Origin of the sequence: Enterobacter cloacae complex sp. P40C2 (assembly GCF_014930695.1) — a bacterium.
Classification (GTDB): Bacteria; Pseudomonadota; Gammaproteobacteria; order Enterobacterales; family Enterobacteriaceae; genus Enterobacter; species Enterobacter pasteurii.
In genome coordinates this window covers 137,047-154,700 of record NZ_JADBRP010000004.1, presented here as the reverse complement: position 1 = coordinate 154,700, position 17,654 = coordinate 137,047, and the positions used below count along the sequence as shown (strand labels likewise).

13 protein-coding genes and 1 tRNA gene are annotated in these 17,654 nt (G+C 55.8%); 8 read left to right on the top strand and 6 right to left on the bottom strand.

What is annotated here, in order from left to right:
* Positions 1-40: 40 nt before the first annotated feature.
* Together rcsB and rcsD are read right to left on the bottom strand one after the other, a co-directional pair.
* Complete coding sequence (gene rcsB / locus IM304_RS10070) at positions 41-691, bottom strand: response regulator transcription factor RcsB (protein WP_003859405.1); 651 nt, start codon at positions 689-691, stop codon at positions 41-43.
* 16 nt (positions 692-707) lie between these two features.
* Positions 708-3,380 carry a phosphotransferase RcsD gene (gene rcsD, locus IM304_RS10065; protein WP_193355630.1) on the bottom strand — a complete coding sequence of 891 codons (2,673 nt, stop codon included), beginning with the start codon at positions 3,378-3,380 and terminating at the stop codon, positions 708-710.
* Between the two features lie 744 nt (positions 3,381-4,124).
* Between rcsD and IM304_RS10060 the strand changes: the two genes are divergently transcribed.
* The 6 genes from IM304_RS10060 (at position 4,125) to mgtE (ending at position 11,469) form a co-directional block, all read left to right on the top strand.
* A complete protein-coding gene (locus IM304_RS10060; protein ID WP_193355629.1) occupies positions 4,125-5,213 on the top strand; it encodes a porin OmpC in 1,089 nt (362 codons plus the stop codon).
* A gap of 114 nt (positions 5,214-5,327) precedes the next feature.
* Positions 5,328-6,383, top strand: a complete 1,056-nt coding sequence (apbE, locus tag IM304_RS10055; protein ID WP_193355628.1) for an FAD:protein FMN transferase ApbE — start codon at positions 5,328-5,330, stop codon at positions 6,381-6,383.
* Positions 6,384-6,455: 72 nt separating this feature from the next.
* A complete protein-coding gene (gene ada, locus IM304_RS10050; RefSeq protein WP_193355627.1) occupies positions 6,456-7,514 on the top strand; it encodes a bifunctional DNA-binding transcriptional regulator/O6-methylguanine-DNA methyltransferase Ada in 1,059 nt (352 codons plus the stop codon).
* Positions 7,514-8,164, top strand: coding sequence for a DNA oxidative demethylase AlkB (gene alkB, locus IM304_RS10045; RefSeq protein ID WP_193355626.1), 651 nt, complete (start codon positions 7,514-7,516; stop codon positions 8,162-8,164). Before ada ends, alkB begins: the two co-directional genes overlap by 1 nt.
* A 76-nt stretch (positions 8,165-8,240) precedes the next feature.
* On the top strand, positions 8,241-9,884 hold the full coding sequence (locus IM304_RS10040; RefSeq protein WP_193355625.1) for a multidrug ABC transporter permease/ATP-binding protein: 1,644 nt from the start codon (positions 8,241-8,243) through the stop codon (positions 9,882-9,884).
* Between the two features lie 148 nt (positions 9,885-10,032).
* Complete coding sequence (mgtE, locus tag IM304_RS10035) at positions 10,033-11,469, top strand: magnesium transporter (RefSeq protein ID WP_148419883.1); 1,437 nt, start codon at positions 10,033-10,035, stop codon at positions 11,467-11,469.
* Here the strand turns inward: mgtE and IM304_RS10030 are convergent.
* Entirely contained in the window at positions 11,432-12,727 is a 1,296-nt protein-coding gene (locus tag IM304_RS10030) for a SulP family inorganic anion transporter (protein ID WP_193355624.1), read from the bottom strand. The two genes, mgtE and IM304_RS10030, sit on opposite strands and share 38 nt — an antisense overlap.
* A gap of 187 nt (positions 12,728-12,914) precedes the next feature.
* Here IM304_RS10030 and mqo point away from each other — a divergent pair, with 187 nt between their 5' ends.
* Positions 12,915-14,564, top strand: coding sequence for a malate dehydrogenase (quinone) (gene mqo / locus IM304_RS10025; protein WP_193355623.1), 1,650 nt, complete (start codon positions 12,915-12,917; stop codon positions 14,562-14,564).
* A gap of 135 nt (positions 14,565-14,699) precedes the next feature.
* Here mqo and eco read toward each other — a convergent pair whose 3' ends face one another.
* Positions 14,700-15,209 (bottom strand): serine protease inhibitor ecotin, encoded by a 510-nt coding sequence (eco, locus tag IM304_RS10020; protein ID WP_148419881.1) that lies wholly within the window; start codon positions 15,207-15,209, stop codon positions 14,700-14,702.
* Positions 15,210-15,414: 205 nt separating this feature from the next.
* Here eco and IM304_RS10015 point away from each other — a divergent pair, with 205 nt between their 5' ends.
* Positions 15,415-15,675: a DUF2534 family protein gene (locus IM304_RS10015; protein ID WP_148419880.1), complete on the top strand. Its 261-nt coding sequence runs from the start codon at positions 15,415-15,417 to the stop codon at positions 15,673-15,675.
* A gap of 66 nt (positions 15,676-15,741) precedes the next feature.
* On the opposite strand, the gene IM304_RS10010 is transcribed toward IM304_RS10015, so the two are convergent.
* Both IM304_RS10010 and yejM read right to left on the bottom strand, forming a co-directional pair.
* A tRNA-Pro gene (locus IM304_RS10010) sits at positions 15,742-15,818 on the bottom strand.
* Between the two features lie 73 nt (positions 15,819-15,891).
* Positions 15,892-17,652: an LPS biosynthesis-modulating metalloenzyme YejM gene (yejM, locus tag IM304_RS10005; protein WP_193355622.1), complete on the bottom strand. Its 1,761-nt coding sequence runs from the start codon at positions 17,650-17,652 to the stop codon at positions 15,892-15,894.
* Between the last annotated feature and the right edge of the window lie 2 nt (positions 17,653-17,654).

Here is a 17,654-nt window from a genome sequence, read left to right as displayed (position 1 = left end):
GAGGGCAGGGTGCGGGCAACAGGCCGCACACCCGTTGGGATCAATCCTTGTCCGTCGCGCTCAGCGTCACGGAGGAGAGGTAGTTCAGCAGGGCGATATCGTTATCCACACCCAGCTTCATCATCGCTGATTTCTTCTGGCTGCTGATGGTTTTGATGCTGCGGTTCAGCTTCTTGGCAATTTCCGTTACCAGGAAACCTTCAGCGAACAGGCGCAGAACTTCACTCTCTTTTGGTGAGAGACGCTTGTCGCCATAGCCGCCCGCGCTGATTTTTTCGAGCAGACGTGAGACGCTCTCAGGCGTGAATTTCTTCCCTTTCTGCAGCGCCGCAAGGGCTTTTGGCAGATCGGTAGGCGCGCCTTGTTTCAGCACAATCCCTTCGATATCGAGATCAAGAACGGCGCTCAGGATCGCCGGGTTATTGTTCATGGTCAGAACAATGATCGAAATGTCCGGGAAGTGACGTTTAATGTATTTGATAAGCGTGATCCCATCACCGTATTTATCTCCCGGCATAGAGAGATCGGTAATGAGCACGTGCGCATCAAGTTTAGGCAGGTTGTTGATGAGAGCTGTGGAGTCTTCAAATTCACCGACTACATTCACCCACTCGATCTGTTCAAGTGATTTGCGAATACCGAACAGTACAATCGGATGGTCATCGGCAATAATTACGTTCATATTGTTCATGTATAAGGCTACCTTGCTACAGCAAGCTCTTGACGTAAGCGTCAATGTCGCTGATGTATTTTTCAATGCCAGAGGCATCTTTCTCACGAATTAGATGTTCCAGCGTTTCACATAACTGCTTGCCGGGAACCAGATTTAGCATGGCAAACACCCCTTTAAGCCGGTGTGCTGTCTGTGCCAGCGCTGCAAAATCCTGCGCAGCGGACTCAGTATACAACCGCTTAACATCATCTGGTACTGTATCAACGAAGAGCGAATAATATCCGCTGGCATGGAGTTCGGCATTTTCATCGCCGCCTAACGGTGACTCCAGGATCTCTTCCTGCGCCATATGCTCTTCAATCAGTTGTAATACAGCTTCCTGCATCGCATTGCTCATATTAAAGTTGACGCGCAGCTGGCCAGGGCCGATTTTTCGCACGCCTGGCTCATCATCGCTTAAAAGCAAGCCGGAGGCAGTAAGATTAGACGGATTATCAGTTAAAAATAGATCAAATTCTTGACTCGCGAACCTTTCGTCCGGGGTGATGCAGGACGCGCCCCAGTTTTCCAGCTGACGAACCACGATATTACGTATCTCATTAGAGGTCACATCCACCATGACCACCACGTCATCCAGCAGACGCTCTTCATCTTCTTCCTGCGGATTTGCCGCCATTTTAACGTGTAAAGAGTAGCGGGTGCCGAGGGATTCGCGCGCCTTAATATTCAGGTGGCCGCCCAGCTTGCGCGCCAGCTGATCGCAGAGCCAGAAGGTGAGGGCGTTAGCCTTACCATAGTGGTCGCGCTGGGTATCGTTCAGGAACGGGAAGTGCAGATTATCAATTTCGCTTACGGTCACGCCCTCGCCCGTATCCAGAATACGGAAGGTCAGACGATCGTCGCTGGATTCATCGGTGCTGACTTCAAGCGTGATCTTGCCGATCTGCGTGGTGGTTACGGCATACTGGATCAGCATCACCAGGATCCGGCGCAGGGCATCGCGATCGCCGTGACGCTCGTCGTTCGCCGGTAAACGGTTGTTGATCAACAGCTGGAGACCCTTGCGCTTAATGACCGGCAGCACTTCAGGAACGACTTCATCAATCAGATCCTGGATAGAGAAGAGCGTCGGGGTGCCTTTCCAGATGTCATTCTCCAGCATATTCGCAAGCTGGATCTCATCTACCAGACGGACCAGCGAGTCGGCCTGGTTGCTGAGCTGGCGGCTTTCCGGCGTGCTTAGCTCAGCGATCTGCGTGGCGAGCGACTTCAGCGGCTGCTTAAAGGCATCGCCAATATTTTGCATAAACGCGGCGCGGCCGTGCTGGTTTTTCTCGTACAGCCTTTGTGCCTGCTTGAGTTTTTTATTCACCAGCACTTCACGGTCCTGGTCGCGGATAATGAAGATTTGCGTGCGCGAAGCGACCTGGCTGCGGAACTGACGGATTTCATACAGCTCGTTATTAATGGTGGCCTGAATTACGCCCTGATGCTGGTCCGCCATCGCGGTAATGTTTTGCAGATTAAGATGCGGCAGAAGGTGATCGGCAATCTTATTGCTCATCACCGTGCGGTTCGCCTCCTGATCGTGCACTAACACCCCGAGCGGCAGCACGGAAATAATCTCTTCGTTAAGGGCGCGCAGCACGCGCAGCTCGTTGCTGGTTCCGGCTGACACTGAGGTGGAGTCGCTCGGGCGCCCTGACTGGAAGCGGAAGGTGCTGTAGCCAAACAGCGCCAGCGCCAGCAGACCGATATTCAGAAGCAGCGGCAGCAGGATATTTTGCAGGGTATCCAGCATCAGGGTGCCAAAAGGCACCTGCCAGACAAGACGCATACCGGTTGAGTTCAGCGAGGACGCAATCTCAATCTTTGAGCCATTAAAGGAGATGGCCACGCTGTCCGCGCCTTCTTTGTCCGACGGTGTACGCATGTTCTGGGAGCTGTTGTCAGGCTCCAGGCGGAAGCTGTCCAGCGGCATATCAGGCGGGATCAGGTCATTTATAGGCAGGTCGAAAGCAACCACGGTCGCCAGATGGCCCGGCTGGTTAAAGGTGGTGCGCAGCGTAAAGTAATGCCCATTCTGCCAGGCAAGGCGGCGCAGCGAGGAGAAACTTTCGCGCTCGTCCAGCGCGTTGGCCTGCTGCAACATTTCTGCCCGACGGGAATCCACAATGCTGCCGACGGTCGTCTCTTTAAAGCCTGACGAGAGATCCTTAAGCGGCAGGGTCGAGATCAGGATCATGCTGTTGTCCTGACCGTTCAGGTAATACATAGACCACGGCACCGTTTCGGCACCCCACAGGGTGTCGAGATAGGACGAGATCCGCTGCGTCATTTCAAGCGTTGCGCTGTCGTGCGAGCCGAAAATCAGGGCTTCGGTCTTGCGCTGCGGTTTTTCCAGATAATAGACATCCTGCTTCAGGCGCGTTTCCTGTAACCCTTCTCCTGACGAGGTGGCCGGTGCCGCAGCGATATTGTCGTAGATTTGCCAGGTCGCATAGCGCCACGTATCAATGCGCTTATGCACCGCGTGGGTGATATCGACGATCTGATAGCTCTTATCTTTAAGCCAGGTGTTAACGGCGCTCTGAACCATAACCCCCATTGTGACTAACAGCACAACGATCAGCAGAAGAAAGAAACGGGTGATGCTGCCCGGTAGAAGGGAAAATTTGCTCGGGGCGGTAGTTTCAGTCTGACTCATCGATGTGTTTAACCCGTAATGGCCGCGCGGTAATGGGATAGGGCAGTATAAAGGGTAATAACCGAATTTCCAGCGTCGTTATCGCTGTAACCTTGACTTTTTATCCGCTGAACCTCGCTACAGCGAGCCGGCTTAAAGGTGTACAAACCACGGCGAAATGTACAAATGCGCGGCAACAGTCGCAGAAAAATAGCACGAATTAACAAGAAATTAATCTTTAAGGTAAAAAATCAATCAGGAAAAGGGAGAGAACAGCATTTAGTTAATAGTCGTTATCATAACGTGCGGGTAGCACATAAAATGCCTGGCGACGTAAAGAAAGGTAAAAAAAAACCGAATGCGAAGCATCCGGTTCAATTAGGGATAAACAGACATTCAGAACTGAATGACGGTAATAAATAAAGTTAATGATGATAGCGAGAGTTATTTTAGAGATGTTGAGCGAATTTTTTTTGTCATTCAGTGCTGTGTGTGCTTTGTATTTAACTGATTGAATTTAATAAGATATATTTCAATCTTGATTATAAGTGCTATATTTTTAAACTCTTCATGCTATTCAAAAAGTTCCTTCACATTTACAAATTGAAACATCTTGCAGGTAAAATGAAACATCTTCAAAGTTTTCGTATCATATTCCTGTTGGATTATTCTGTTTTTTTGAGGAGAATGAACTTGCCGACTGGTTAAGAGGGTTGACCAGTATGCAGTGGCAAATAATAAGGCATATAACAGAGGGTTAATAAAATGAAAGTTAAAGTACTGTCCCTCCTGGTACCAGCACTGCTGGTGGCAGGCGCAGCAAATGCGGCTGAAATTTATAACAAAGACGGCAACAAATTAGATCTGTACGGTAAAGTGGACGGCCTGCACTATTTCTCTGATGACGACGGTGCAGACGGCGACCAGACCTACATGCGTCTGGGCTTCAAAGGCGAAACTCAGGTTAACGACCAGCTGACCGGTTACGGCCAGTGGGAATACCAGATTCAGGGCAACTCTGGTGAGAACGAAAATAACTCATGGACGCGTGTGGCGTTTGCGGGTCTGAAATTTGGCGATGCGGGTTCATTCGACTACGGTCGTAACTACGGCGTTGCTTATGATGTTACCTCCTGGACTGACGTTCTGCCAGAATTCGGCGGTGACACCTACGGTTCTGACAACTTCATGCAGCAGCGCGGTAACGGCTTCGCGACCTACCGTAACCAGGACTTCTTCGGTCTGGTTGATGGTCTGAACTTCGCGTTGCAGTATCAGGGTAAAAACGGCAGCGTAAGCGGTGAAGACCAGACTAACAACGGTCGTGGCGAACTTCGTCAGAACGGTGACGGTTTCGGTGGTTCTATCACTTACGATCTGGGCGAAGGCTTCGGTCTCGGTACTGCCATCACCAGCTCTAAGCGCACTAACTCTCAGAATGACTACGGCTTCGGTACCGGCGATCGCGCTGAAACCTACACCGGTGGTCTGAAATACGATGCGAACAACATCTACCTGGCTGCACAGTATACGCAGACCTACAACGCAACGCGTATTGGCGATCAGGGCTGGGCTAACAAAGCACAGAACTTCGAAGTGGTTGCTCAGTACCAGTTCGACTTCGGCCTGCGTCCGTCCGTGGCTTACCTGCAGTCCAAAGGTAAAGACATCGAAAATTATGGCGATCAGGATATCCTGAAATACGTTGACGTTGGTGCGACTTACTACTTCAACAAAAACATGTCCACCTACGTTGATTACAAAATCAACCTGCTGGATGAGAATAACTTCACCCGTCAAACCGGTATCAGCACTGACGATATCGTAGCACTGGGTCTGGTTTACCAGTTCTAATTGCTTATACAGCGACAAAGGGGCCATCAGGCCCCTTTTTTCATGCTTTTTTAGGGTCTTACAAATACGCTGTTTTAGTGTACTCTTGCCGCCCTGGCATGAGGATAATAACGAATGGAAATGACTTTTTTACGCGCCAGCTTTCTGGCTACTGTTTTACTCCTGACCGCGTGTGACTCTTCTACGCAGCCCGCAAAAACCGAGGCGCCAGCCGCGACGGTGCTGGAAGGGAAAACCATGGGAACCTTCTGGCGCGTCAGCGTAATGGATATCGATAAATCCCGCGCTGAAGAGCTGCGCGGTAAAATTCAGGCGCAGCTGGATGCCGACGATCAGCTGCTCTCAACGTATAAAAACGACTCGGCGCTTATGCGCTTCAATCGCTCCAGCAGCACCTCGCTCTGGCCAGTGAGCGAAGCAATGGCCGATATCGTGACGGAATCCATGCGCGTGGGCCACAAAACCAACGGCGCAATGGATGTGACCGTGGGGCCGCTGGTAAACCTCTGGGGATTTGGCCCCGACAGGCAGCCGGTCGCTACGCCCGATCGGGCCGCCATCGATGATGCCCGCGCGCGTACAGGGCTACAGCACCTGGCGGTGATTACCCAGTACGGTCAGCAATACCTGCAAAAAGACATTCCCGACCTGTTTGTGGATCTCTCCACGGTGGGCGAGGGCTATGCGGCGGATCATCTTGCAGCCCTGATGGCGCAGGAAGGCATTCCCCGTTATCTGGTGTCCGTCGGCGGCGCGCTTGTCAGCCGGGGCATGAACGCCAGCGGCAAACCGTGGCGAGTGGCTATTCAGAAGCCAACCGACCAGCAAAACGCGGTCCAGGCGATTGTGGACATCAACGGACACGGCATCAGCACTTCCGGAAGCTACCGCAACTATTACGAACTGGACGGTAAACGTATTTCGCACGTTATCGATCCGCAAACCGGAAGCCCTATTACCCATAATCTGGTGTCCGTCACGGTGATAGCGCCAACGGCGCTGGAAGCGGACGCCTGGGATACCGGACTGATGGTGCTCGGGACGGAGAAAGCCAAAGAGGTGGTGCGTCAGGAAGGGCTTGCCGTCTATATGATCACCAAAGAGGCGGACGGGTTTAAAACCTGGAGTTCACCCCAGTTCAAAAGCTTCCTGGTGAGCGAAAAAAATTAAAAAGCAAGGTTGCGGGTTTTTGTTCGGTGGCGTTCAGGCAGGCTGAGCGTATGCTTGTAAGAGGAGCCGATCATGAAAAACACAGCCTATCTCACCGATGAGGATCGCTGGCAGGCCGTTCTGGCCCGCGATCCACAGGCGGATAATCAGTTTGTCTTTGCCGTGCAGACGACCGGCATTTTTTGTCGTCCGTCCTGCCGCGCCCGCCATGCCCTGCGTAAAAACGTCTGCTTCTATCCTGACGCTCACCGCGCCGGGCAGGCGGGTTTCCGTCCCTGTAAGCGCTGTATGCCGGATAAAGACGACCCTCAGGCGCAGAAAAAAGCAAAAATTGCGCTGGCGTGTCGTCTGCTGGAGCAGGACGCCGGGCTGAACCTTGAGGCGCTGGCCCGGCAGGTTGCCATGAGCCCGTTCCATTTCCATCGTCTGTTTAAATCCGTCACCGGCATGACGCCGAAAGCCTGGCAGCAGGCCGCCCGTGAACAGCGCCTGCGCAGCGCGCTGGCGCAGGGCGATAAAATCACCGACGCCGTTCTGGCCGCAGGGTTTCCGGACAGCAGCAGCTACTATCGCAAGGCCGACGGTGCGCTGGGGATGACGGCGAAGCAGTACCGCAAGGGTGATGCCGCGGTGCGCTATGCCCTCAGCGACTGTTCGCTTGGCCGCTGTCTGGTGGGGGAAAGCGAGCGCGGGATCTGTGCGATACTGCTGGGGGACGACGATGCCGCGCTGACCGCAGAGCTGCGGTCGCTGTTCCCGCTTGCCGAACGGGAACCGATGGAGGGCGCGTTTGCCGATCGGGTTCGTCAGGTGATTGCCGCTGTCGACAGCCGCGAGGCGCCGCTGGCGCTGCCGCTGGATATCCGCGGAACCGCTTTCCAGCAGCAGGTCTGGCAGGCGCTGCGGGCTATCCCCTGCGGTGAAACGGCGAGCTACCAGCAGGTGGCGAAGGCCATCGGTAAACCCAACGCCGTGCGCGCCGTGGCGGGCGCCTGCGCCGCCAATAAACTGGCGATTATCATTCCCTGCCACCGCGTGGTGCGTAACGACGGTGCGCTTTCGGGTTATCGCTGGGGCGCTGGCCGTAAGGTGCTATTGTTGAAACGTGAGGCGAATATTCCGGAGGGATAATGTTCGATCTTTTTGCTGATGCTGAACCCTGGCAGGAGCCGCTCGCGCCGGGGGCGACGATCCTGAGACGCTTTGCGCTCTCCCACGCGGCGGCGCTGTTCGACGGTATTGATGCCGTCACCGCCCGTTCCCCGTTTCGCCATATGGTCACGCCCGGCGGGTATACCATGTCCGTGGCGATGACCAACTGCGGCGAGCTGGGATGGGCGACGAATGAACGGGGCTATTTGTATGCCCCGAACGATCCGCTGTCCGGCCAGCCGTGGCCGCCGGTGCCGGAGGCGTTTCAGGCGCTATGTCATGAAGCCGCCGTGGCGGCCGGCTACCCCGATTTTCAGCCCGACGCCTGTCTTATCAACCGCTATGCCGTCGGGGCAAAGCTCTCGCTGCACCAGGATAAGGACGAGCCGGATCTGCGCGCGCCTATCGTCTCGGTTTCTCTTGGGCTGCCCGCCGTGTTTCAGTTTGGCGGACTGCGGCGCAACGATCCGCTAAAACGGCTGCTGCTGGAGCACGGTGATGTGGTGGTCTGGGGCGGCGAATCGCGGCTGTTTTACCACGGTATTCAGCCGCTGAAGCCCGGCGTTCACCCGGAGGCAGGGGCGTTTCGCTACAACCTGACGTTTCGGCAGGCAGCCAGCAGAGAATAAAAATAAGAATTATTCTTGATGTGTGCGAAAGGCAGTTTACACTGCTGGCTGATTTTTCTTGTCCGGATTGCTCTGCATGCAACTACTTCTTCTTGTCTGGCGGCAGTATCGCTGGCCTTTTATTGCGGTAATGGCGTTAAGCCTTGCCAGCGCGGCGCTGGGGATTGGCCTGATTGCCTTCATTAACGTGCGTTTGATCGAAATGGTCGATACGTCGCTCTCCGTCCTGCCGGAATTTCTGGGATTACTGCTGCTGCTAATGGCGGTTACGCTCGGCTCACAGCTGGCGCTGACCGCGCTTGGCCACCATTTCGTGTTTCGCCTGCGCAGCGAGTTCATCAAACGTATCCTCGACACCCAGGTTGAACGTATCGAGCAGCTGGGAAGCGCCTCCCTGCTGGCGGGGCTGACCAGCGACGTGCGCGCCATTACCATCGCGTTTGTACGCCTGCCGGAGCTGGTGCAGGGGATCATCCTGACCTTTGGCTCGGCGGCCTACCTCGCCTGGCTCTCCAGCAAAATGCTGGCGGTGACGGCCCTGTGGATCGTTATCACCATCTGGGGCGGATTCCTGCTGGTATCCCGCGTCTATAAGCACATGGCGGTGCTACGCGAAACGGAAGATAAGCTTTATCACGACTACCAGACGGTGCTGGAAGGGCGCAAGGAGCTGACGCTGAACCGTGAGCGCGCCGAGCATATCTTCAACAACCTCTATATTCCCGACGCGCACGAATATCGCCACCATATTATTCGCGCCGATACCTTCCACCTGAGCGCCGTGAACTGGTCCAACATTATGATGCTGGGCGCCATTGGCCTGGTGTTCTGGATGGCGAACAGCCTGGGTTGGGCGGACACCAACGTGGCGGCAACCTACTCGCTAACGCTGCTGTTTTTACGCACGCCGCTGCTGTCGGCCGTCGGCGCGCTGCCGACGCTGCTGAGCGCCCAGGTGGCCTTCAACAAGCTGAAGAAATTCGACCTTGCGCCGTTTAAGGCGGAGTTCCCGCGCCCGCAGGCGTTTCCGGACTGGAAAACGCTTGAGCTGCGTAACGTTACCTTCCGCTATCAGGACAACGCCTTCTCCGTGGGGCCGATTAACCTGACGATCCATCGCGGCGAACTGCTGTTCCTGATCGGCGGCAACGGCAGCGGAAAATCCACCCTCGCGATGCTGCTGACGGGGCTATACCAGCCGCTGTCGGGCGACATTCTGCTGGACGGGAAGGCCCTGAGCGCGGAGAAACCGGAAGATTACCGCAAGCTCTTCTCGGCGGTATTTACCGATGTCTGGCTGTTCGACCGGCTGCTTGGCCCGGAAGGGCAGCAGGCGGATCCGGCGCTGGTGGATAAATGGCTTGCGCACCTTCAGATGTCGCACAAGCTGGAGCTACAGGATGGCAGGATCCTGAACCTCAAGCTGTCGAAAGGGCAGAAGAAACGCGTGGCGCTGCTGCTGGCGCTGGCTGAAGAGCGCGATATCATCCTGCTGGACGAGTGGGCAGCGGACCAGGACCCGCACTTCCGCCGCGAGTTCTATCAGGTACTGCTGCCGCTGATGCAGGCGATGGGCAAAACCATTTTTGCCATCAGCCATGACGACCACTACTTCATTCACGCCGACCGTCTGCTGGAGATGCGCGACGGCAAGCTGAGCGAACTGACCGGCGATGAGCGCGATGCGGCATCGCGGGATGCGGTGGCGCGTACGGCGTAATGCACTCACACAACCCCTCTCCTACAGGGAGAGGGGTTAAATCGCGGCCGTTATGCCGCTTTTTTCTTCATCCCGCCCCATTGTTTATTCTTATTTACATATCTCCGCGCTATGCTTAAAGCCAACTTATTTCATGGATTTATGATTAATGTCGTTATTAAAGAAAAACAGCGCAAGGCAGCGTGACCAGGAGCGTGCGCGCCTCATCTGGCTCCTGACGACCGATAAAGCGGTAACGTCAACGCTATTGGGTAAGCTGACCCTGGCTGAGCAATATGATGTCGGCACGCTGGCCGACGATATTGCTGAGGTAGGTGCGCTGGTTGCACATTTACCCCCTCCGGATCTGGCGGATACCCTGGAGGCGCTGCCCTCCGAGGAGCGCCACGCCCTGTGGCGGCTGGTGCAGGATCACGAGCGCGGTCAGGTGCTGCTGGAGGCCTCGGAAAACGTCTGGGATGACCTTATCGATGAGATGAGCGACCGGGACATTCTCGACGCCCTGCAAACGCTGGATATCGATGAGCAGATTTACCTCGTCCAGCATCTTCCGCGCAACCTGACCGGTCGCCTGCTGGCTTCCCTGCCCGCCGAGGAGCGGGCGCGCGTGCGTCAGGTGATGCACTACGAGAAAAACAGCGTCGGCGCCATCATGGAGTTTGGCGTCATCACGGTGCGTCCGGACGTTACCCTTGGTACGGTGCAGCGCTACCTTCGTCGCCTGGGCAGTATGCCGGACAACACCGACAAACTGTTCGTCACCTCCCGGGATAAAACCCTGCTCGGAGAGCTGGAGCTTAAAACGATCCTGCTGAACAGCACCCAGCGGCGGGTCAGCGAGGTCATGGAAACCGAGCCGATGGTGTTCTCGCCGGAAGACGATGCCGAAAAAGCGGCGCGTACCTTCGAACGTGATGACCTGGTGAGTGCGGCGGTAGTGGATTCCGTGGGCAAGCTGATGGGGCGTCTGACCATCGATGAGATCGTTGACGTGGTCTATGAAGAGACCGATAACGACCTGCGCGCCCTTGGCGGGATCAGCGCGGAAGATGACGTTCACGCCTCCGTTGGTAAGGCCGTTAAAACGCGCTGGGCGTGGCTCGCCATCAACTTATGCACCGCCTTCGTGGCTTCACGCGTCATCGACGGCTTCGAACATACCATTTCCCAGCTGGTGGCCCTGGCCTCGCTGATGCCGATTGTGGCGGGGATCGGCGGAAACACCGGTAACCAGACCATCACCATGATCGTTCGCGCCCTGGCGCTGGAAAACATTCAGCCGGGGAACTTCTCGTGGCTGATTTTCAGGGAGATGGGCGTCGCGCTGATAAACGGCCTGGTCTGGGGCGGCATCATGGGCGGCGTCACCTGGTGGCTGTACGACGATATGGCGCTGGGCGGGGTCATGATGCTGGCAATGGTGCTGAACCTGCTGGTGGCGGCAATAATGGGGGTGATTATCCCGCTGACGATGACCCGGCTGGGGCGCGACCCCGCGGTGGGGTCGAGCGTTATGATTACCGCGATTACCGATACCGGCGGTTTCTTTATTTTTCTTGGGCTGGCGACGATTTTTCTTCTGTAGCCAGCGCTTTTTGCTTAAGACGGGCGGGAAGGATGAACATCATTACGATGCCGCCCAGCACGCCAATCGCCAGGTTACCGGTTGATACCGTTGCCGCAACCGTCGCCAGCATAACGACGGTTTCCGCAACGGGCGCCTTTTTCAGCGTTCCGGGCTGAACGCTGTGCCAGCTAAAGGTCTTGATGGCCACAATCGCCATAATACCCGCCAGGACCGCCATCGGGATCCTTGCCATCACGTCGCTGAGCGCCGTGACCAGCACCAGCAGCACAATGCCCGCCGCGAGCGTGGAAATGCGGCTTCTTCCTTTACCCATCTCCACGTTAACGATGGTCTGCCCAATCATCGCACAGCCCGCAATGCCGCCGTAGAAGCCGGCCATGATATTTCCCACGCCCAGCCCGATGCTTTCGCGACGCTTGCTGGATGGCGTTACGGTCAGTTCGTCCACCAGCTTCGCCGTCAGCAATGATTCCAGCAGGCCTACGAAAGCAATACTGAGCGCGCACGGCCAGATGATGCTCAGCGTCTCAAGGTTGAGCGGCACCAGCAGCTGCGTAAATCCAGGCAAACCGCCGCTCATTGAGCCTTCATCTCCCACCGTCGGCAGGATTTGCCCGCTGGTGACGGTGAACAGCGTCAGCACCACAATGGCAATCAGCGGGGAGGGCACGCTTTTGATATAGCGCGGCACCCACAGCACAATCAGCAGCGTCAGCACGAACAGGCCCACAATCAGCGGGCTTCGGCTCCAGAAGTGGGGAACCTGGGCAAAGAAAATCAAAATGCCGAGGGCGTTAACAAAACCCGTCATCACCGACTGCGGGATAAAGCGCATCAGCCGCGCCATGCCCAGCGCGCCGAACAGGATCTGAATCACGCCCGCCATCACCACCGCCGGCAGAATGTACTGCACGCCGTGCTGATGAACCATCGGGCCAATTACCAGCGCGACGGAACCGGCCGCCGCCGTCACCATGGCCGGACGTCCGCCGAGCAGGGAAAGGGCGAAGCAGAGCACCACGGAGGCGATAAGACTGACTTTAGGATCCACGCCTGCGACCACGGAAAATGAAATCACTTCCGGGATCAGCGCCAGCGCGGTAATCACGCCGGCCAGTGTTTCACGCATCAGAAGCTTAGGCGAACGTAAAACGGTGGCGACATGGCCTTCATGGGGTACGGACGAGTGGGGTAATGACATAACAATTCGCAAGTAGGGGCAGGCTTCCGTGCGCGCGATCACAAAGTGCAGCATAGTAGCCAGGATAAACGCCTTTTGCCAGCCCGCCCCCTAAATCCACACAAACAAACGATCATTAAATTTCACAATTACAATAATTTCTTAACCTTTAAACAATATTTAAAAGTTGCTACCGTGCCACCGCAGCGTGTTTCACCTGTAATTTCTACGCATCACGCACTATTTAACTAAGGCATAAATGATGAAAAAAATGACTGCCGTGCTCTTTTCCCTGGCCGTGGGGCTGAACGCCGTCTCGCTGGCGGCGAAAGCAGACGCACCAAAAGAGCAGGAAACGGATGTCCTTTTAATTGGTGGCGGCATCATGAGCGCCACGCTGGGAACGTATCTTCAGGAATTAGAGCCGAACTGGTCAATGACCATGGTCGAACGCCTCGATGGCGTGGCGCAGGAAAGCTCTAACGGCTGGAATAACGCCGGGACGGGGCACTCGGCACTCATGGAACTGAACTATACGCCGCAGAAAAAGGACGGTTCCATTAGTATCGAGAAAGCGGTTGAGATCAACGAAGCGTTCCAGATCTCACGCCAGTTCTGGTCTCATCAGGTTAACAGCGGCGTGTTGAACAACCCGCACTCCTTTATCAACACCGTGCCGCACATGAGCTTTGTGTGGGGCGAGCAGAACGTCAATTTCCTGCGCGCGCGCTACGCTGCGCTGCAGCAGAGCACGCTGTTCCGCGGAATGAAATACTCTGAAGATCACGCTCAGATCAAAGAGTGGGCACCGCTGGTAATGGAAGGCCGCGATCCGAATCAGAAAGTGGCGGCGACCCGCACTGAAATTGGTACCGACGTTAACTACGGTGAAATCACCCGTCAGCTGGTTGCGTCTCTGAAGAAAAAAGAGAACTTCAATCTGCAGCTCGGCACCGAAGTGCGGGGCTTTAAGCGCAACGCGGACAACAGCTGGAGCGTGACCGTTGCCGATCTGAAAAACAACGAAGCCGAGCATGTGATCAAGGCGAAGTTCGTGTTTATCGGTGCGGGCGGTGCGGCGCTGAAGCTGTTGCAGGAGTCCGGCATTCCGGAAGCGGATGACTACGCGGGCTTCCCGGTCGGCGGCCAGTTCCTCGTATCGGAAAACCCGGAAGTGGTTAACCGCCATCTGGCAAAAGTGTACGGTCAGGCCTCCGTCGGTGCACCACCGATGTCCGTTCCGCATATCGATACCCGCATGCTTGACGGGAAGCGCGTAGTGCTGTTCGGGCCGTTCGCCACGTTCTCCACCAAGTTCCTGAAAAACGGTTCCCTGTGGGATCTGCTGAGCGCGACCACCACCTCGAACGTCAAGCCAATGATGGACGTGGGGCTGGATAACTTCGATCTGGTGAAATACCTGATAAGCCAGGTGATGCTCTCTGATGAAGAACGCTTCGAGGCGCTGAAAGAGTACTATCCGCAGGCGAAGAAAGAAGACTGGCGTCTGTGGCAGGCGGGCCAGCGCGTGCAGATTATCAAACGCGATCCGAAAGAGGGCGGCGTGCTGCGCCTGGGCACCGAAGTGGTGAGCGATAAGGATGGCACCATTGCCGCGCTGCTGGGTGCGTCACCGGGCGCGTCTACCGCTGCGCCAATCATGCTGCACCTGATGGAAAAAGTGTTTAAGGATAAAGTGTCCAGCCCGGAATGGCAGGCGAAGCTGAAAACCATTATTCCGTCCTACGGTACTAAGCTGAACGGTAACGTTCAGGCCACGGAACAAGAGCTGGAGTACACCAGCCGCGTTCTGCAGCTGCAGTACGTCAAACCGCAGGCTGCGGATGCTGCACCAAAGGCAGAGCTGAAGCCTCAGGCGGAAAGCAAGCCGGTTGCGGATATCGCGCTGTAAGGTAAACGAAAAACGGTAACATCCGTTACCGTTTTTCGCGTTTTCTCCCTCTCCCGGTGGGAGAGGGGTGGGGTGAGGGCACCAGAACGCACCCTTTACAGGTCGGGTAAGGCGAAGCCGTCACCCGGCCTGATTTTAACGTACTACCGCTTGCCCGACCGTCTCGTCCGCCTTCCATACGCGATATTTCACATCCACGTTTTCCGGCGTATACACGACGATTGGCAGCTTGCTGTTATAGCGCAGCAGACTGTTGTCACCCAGATACGCGGTGATAAATTTCTTCTCTTTTTTGCCGTCCGGGCACGCCATCATGGTGGAGACCGGCGACGTGACTTTGTCGAAGACATAGTAGTCATAGCCCCAGCCTTCCAGGGTTTTGCTTTCCAGCTGGCCGCCGAGACGATGGTGGTTGCAGTCCACTTCCAGCGTCTGGCCGATTAACAGCTCCACTTTGAAATTCGCTTCATCCTGCTGCGCCGGCAGCTGAATAACCTGGCGCTTCATCCCTTTCTCCGCCTGTGGATAAGGCGCGACTTTTTCCAGAGGCTGGGCTTCAGGCGCGTCGCTGGCAAAAGCGCTGGCGCTCACGCAGGCTGCGGCGATAAGGGCAAGGGCAAATTTAGGTGCGTTTTTCACTGTCATTCCTTTTTTGTCAAAACGATCGTGACCAGACTAGCATAACTCGCATGAATGGTTGGCGTAATTTACTCATATTTTCATTTTGTTTGGCGTAATAAACTGGTTTTCTGGCGTTTTTGTGGTGTTTAATGCTGTGGTGGAGTCGGTGGGAAGATCGTGTTATTTTACGCGTTAGATATTGTTATTCATCTGTAAAGGGAAGAGAGAGATGGTACGCGCAAAACTGAAGACACCTGAAGGCCGCAAGTTCCTGCTGGCGTTGCTGGTGGTATTTATGATTGCTGCCGCATGCGTGGGGCGGGCAACCATTGTCGGCGTGATCGAGCAGTACAACATTCCGCTCTCCGCCTGGACAACCAGCATGTTTGTCCTGCAGTCGGCGATGATCTTTGTATACAGCCTGGTGTTTACCGTCCTGCTTGCCATCCCGCTGGGGATTTTCTTCCTGGGCGGACGCGAGAAGCACTAACCATTCCGCATGTGGGTACAGGCATAAAAAAACCAGCCCTTAAAGGCTGGTTTTTTTATGTATTGTTGGTCGGCACGAGAGGATTTGAACCTCCGACCCCCGACACCCCATGACGGTGCGCTACCAGGCTGCGCTACGTGCCGACGCATTAAAGGAATAGTACTCGATTCCTTTTTGATTGCAAGGGGGAAGCCGCGCTAACTGATTCATAAATAATCAGTTAGCGATGAAGCGCTTCTCGTCCGTCAGCACCTGCAGCAGCAGGCTGAGCTGCGGCTTCTGGTCTTTCAGCTTCTCACCTTCGGGACTGTACGTCTGGTAATTTCCGTTACTGTTCAGCACCAGGGACAACGATGGCGTGGTCACTACCAGCGTGTTTCCACCCGCAGCCGTGACCCAGTTATGGCGCCGCGTGGCGCTAAAGAGATCCTGCCCCTGCGAGTATTCATTTGCCGGTGTGCTGACGTGCAGAAGACGCTGCATTAACGTCGTCATAACGTCTTTATGGTCGGTCAGCATGGTAATGCGCTGCGCAGGCGTTCCCGGCCAGTGGATCACCAGCGGCACGTGCAGGTTCGGACGCGACCACTCCATGCTCTTCGCCTCATCACCCAGCGGCACGCCGTGACCCGCCGTGATAATGACCACCGTATTGTCCAGTTTGCCCGCATCGCGCAGGGCGGTCAGCACGCGGCTAATCTGCGCATCGACGTCACCCGCGGCACGGCTATAGCGGCGCGCGAAGCCTTTCTGATTGCTGTCATCAAGCGTTGTGCCGTTAAACGCAACCCAGGAGAACCAGCGGTTATCTTCCTGCGCATAGCGCTTGAGCCAGTTAATCCACTGATCGGCGGTCTGATTGTCAGACTGGCTCTGCGCGGCTGGCAGGGAGAAGTCAGACAGCAGCGCCTGGCGGTAGAGCGAGCTGTTGAACCCATCGGAGGCAAACAGCCCCAGCTGGTAGCCCTGCTGGTTAAGGCCGGTGATCAGCGCCGCCGGAATACGGGCCGACAGCACGCCGTCCATGTAGCTCGGTGAGATGCCGTAGAACAGGCCGAAAATACCCGCGTCGGTCGAGTTACCGGAACTCATGTGCTGAGTGAACGTGATGTTGTTCCCGGCAAACTCCGCCAGCGCGGGCATCTGCTTCTCATAGCGGGAATAGTTCAGGCCATCGACGGTAATCAGCAGCACGTTCTGACCACGGCCCATGTCGCGGTATCTCAGATCGCTCAGGGGATACTGCACGCTGACCGCTTCCGGATTACCCTGTTCGACCAGACGACGCTGATACTCCTGCGCATCCAGCAGGCCGTGTTTTTCAAGAAAACGACGCGCCGTCATCGGATAGGAGAGCGGCAGGTTAGCGCGCTGCATGGTAATCGGGCGGTAGAAGTTCGCATCTGCCCAGATATACATCAGGTGCGAACCGATAAAAGAGGCGAAAAAGAGCGCCGCGACGGGCTTCGCGTAATGGCGGCGCCGGGTCAGACTGCGGAGCTTTTGCCAGCTCCACGTGGCGAACAACATTTCGATCAGCAGGATAATGGGCACGCTGATAAACATCAGCTGCCAGTCGCGCGCGGTTTCGTTCTGGTCCGGGTTAATCACCAGTTCCCAGACGATCGGGTTCAGGTGCAGGTGGAACCGGGTGAAGACTTCACTGTCGATAAGCAACAGCGTCATGCCCGCCGTCGCAAGAATAGCGGACAGGAAGCGCATCAGCCGCTGCGACATGACGATAAACGTCAGCGGAAACAGGATCAGCAGATAGGTGGCGAAAACCAGGAAGCTAAAGTGTCCAACCAGGCTCATCCAGGAGTAGATACGCCCGGTTAACGTGGTTGGCCAGTCTGCCACAAACAGATAACGGCAGCCGAGCACCATCGCCAACAAAATGTTGAACAGGGCAAACCAGTGCCCCCAGCTGACCATCTGGGAGACTTTTTCACGGTAGCGCTGACGATTCGTCACCATAA

Excerpts from the sequence above, each read along its gene's own strand:
- IM304_RS10015 (WP_148419880.1), top strand. The coding sequence starts at position 15,415 with ATGGTACGCGCAAAACTGAAGACACCTGAAGGCCGCAAGTTCCTGCTG.
- rcsD (WP_193355630.1), bottom strand. The coding sequence starts at position 3,380 with ATGAGTCAGACTGAAACTACCGCCCCGAGCAAATTTTCCCTTCTACCG.
- IM304_RS10040 (WP_193355625.1), top strand. The coding sequence starts at position 8,241 with ATGCAACTACTTCTTCTTGTCTGGCGGCAGTATCGCTGGCCTTTTATT.
- alkB (WP_193355626.1), top strand. The coding sequence starts at position 7,514 with ATGTTCGATCTTTTTGCTGATGCTGAACCCTGGCAGGAGCCGCTCGCG.
- mqo (WP_193355623.1), top strand. The coding sequence starts at position 12,915 with ATGAAAAAAATGACTGCCGTGCTCTTTTCCCTGGCCGTGGGGCTGAAC.
- ada (WP_193355627.1), top strand. The coding sequence starts at position 6,456 with ATGAAAAACACAGCCTATCTCACCGATGAGGATCGCTGGCAGGCCGTT.
- eco (WP_148419881.1), bottom strand. The coding sequence starts at position 15,209 with ATGACAGTGAAAAACGCACCTAAATTTGCCCTTGCCCTTATCGCCGCA.
- rcsB (WP_003859405.1), bottom strand. The coding sequence starts at position 691 with ATGAACAATATGAACGTAATTATTGCCGATGACCATCCGATTGTACTG.
- apbE (WP_193355628.1), top strand. The coding sequence starts at position 5,328 with ATGGAAATGACTTTTTTACGCGCCAGCTTTCTGGCTACTGTTTTACTC.
- yejM (WP_193355622.1), bottom strand. The coding sequence starts at position 17,652 with ATGGTGACGAATCGTCAGCGCTACCGTGAAAAAGTCTCCCAGATGGTC.
- IM304_RS10060 (WP_193355629.1), top strand. The coding sequence starts at position 4,125 with ATGAAAGTTAAAGTACTGTCCCTCCTGGTACCAGCACTGCTGGTGGCA.
- mgtE (WP_148419883.1), top strand. The coding sequence starts at position 10,033 with ATGTCGTTATTAAAGAAAAACAGCGCAAGGCAGCGTGACCAGGAGCGT.
- IM304_RS10030 (WP_193355624.1), bottom strand. The coding sequence starts at position 12,727 with ATGCTGCACTTTGTGATCGCGCGCACGGAAGCCTGCCCCTACTTGCGA.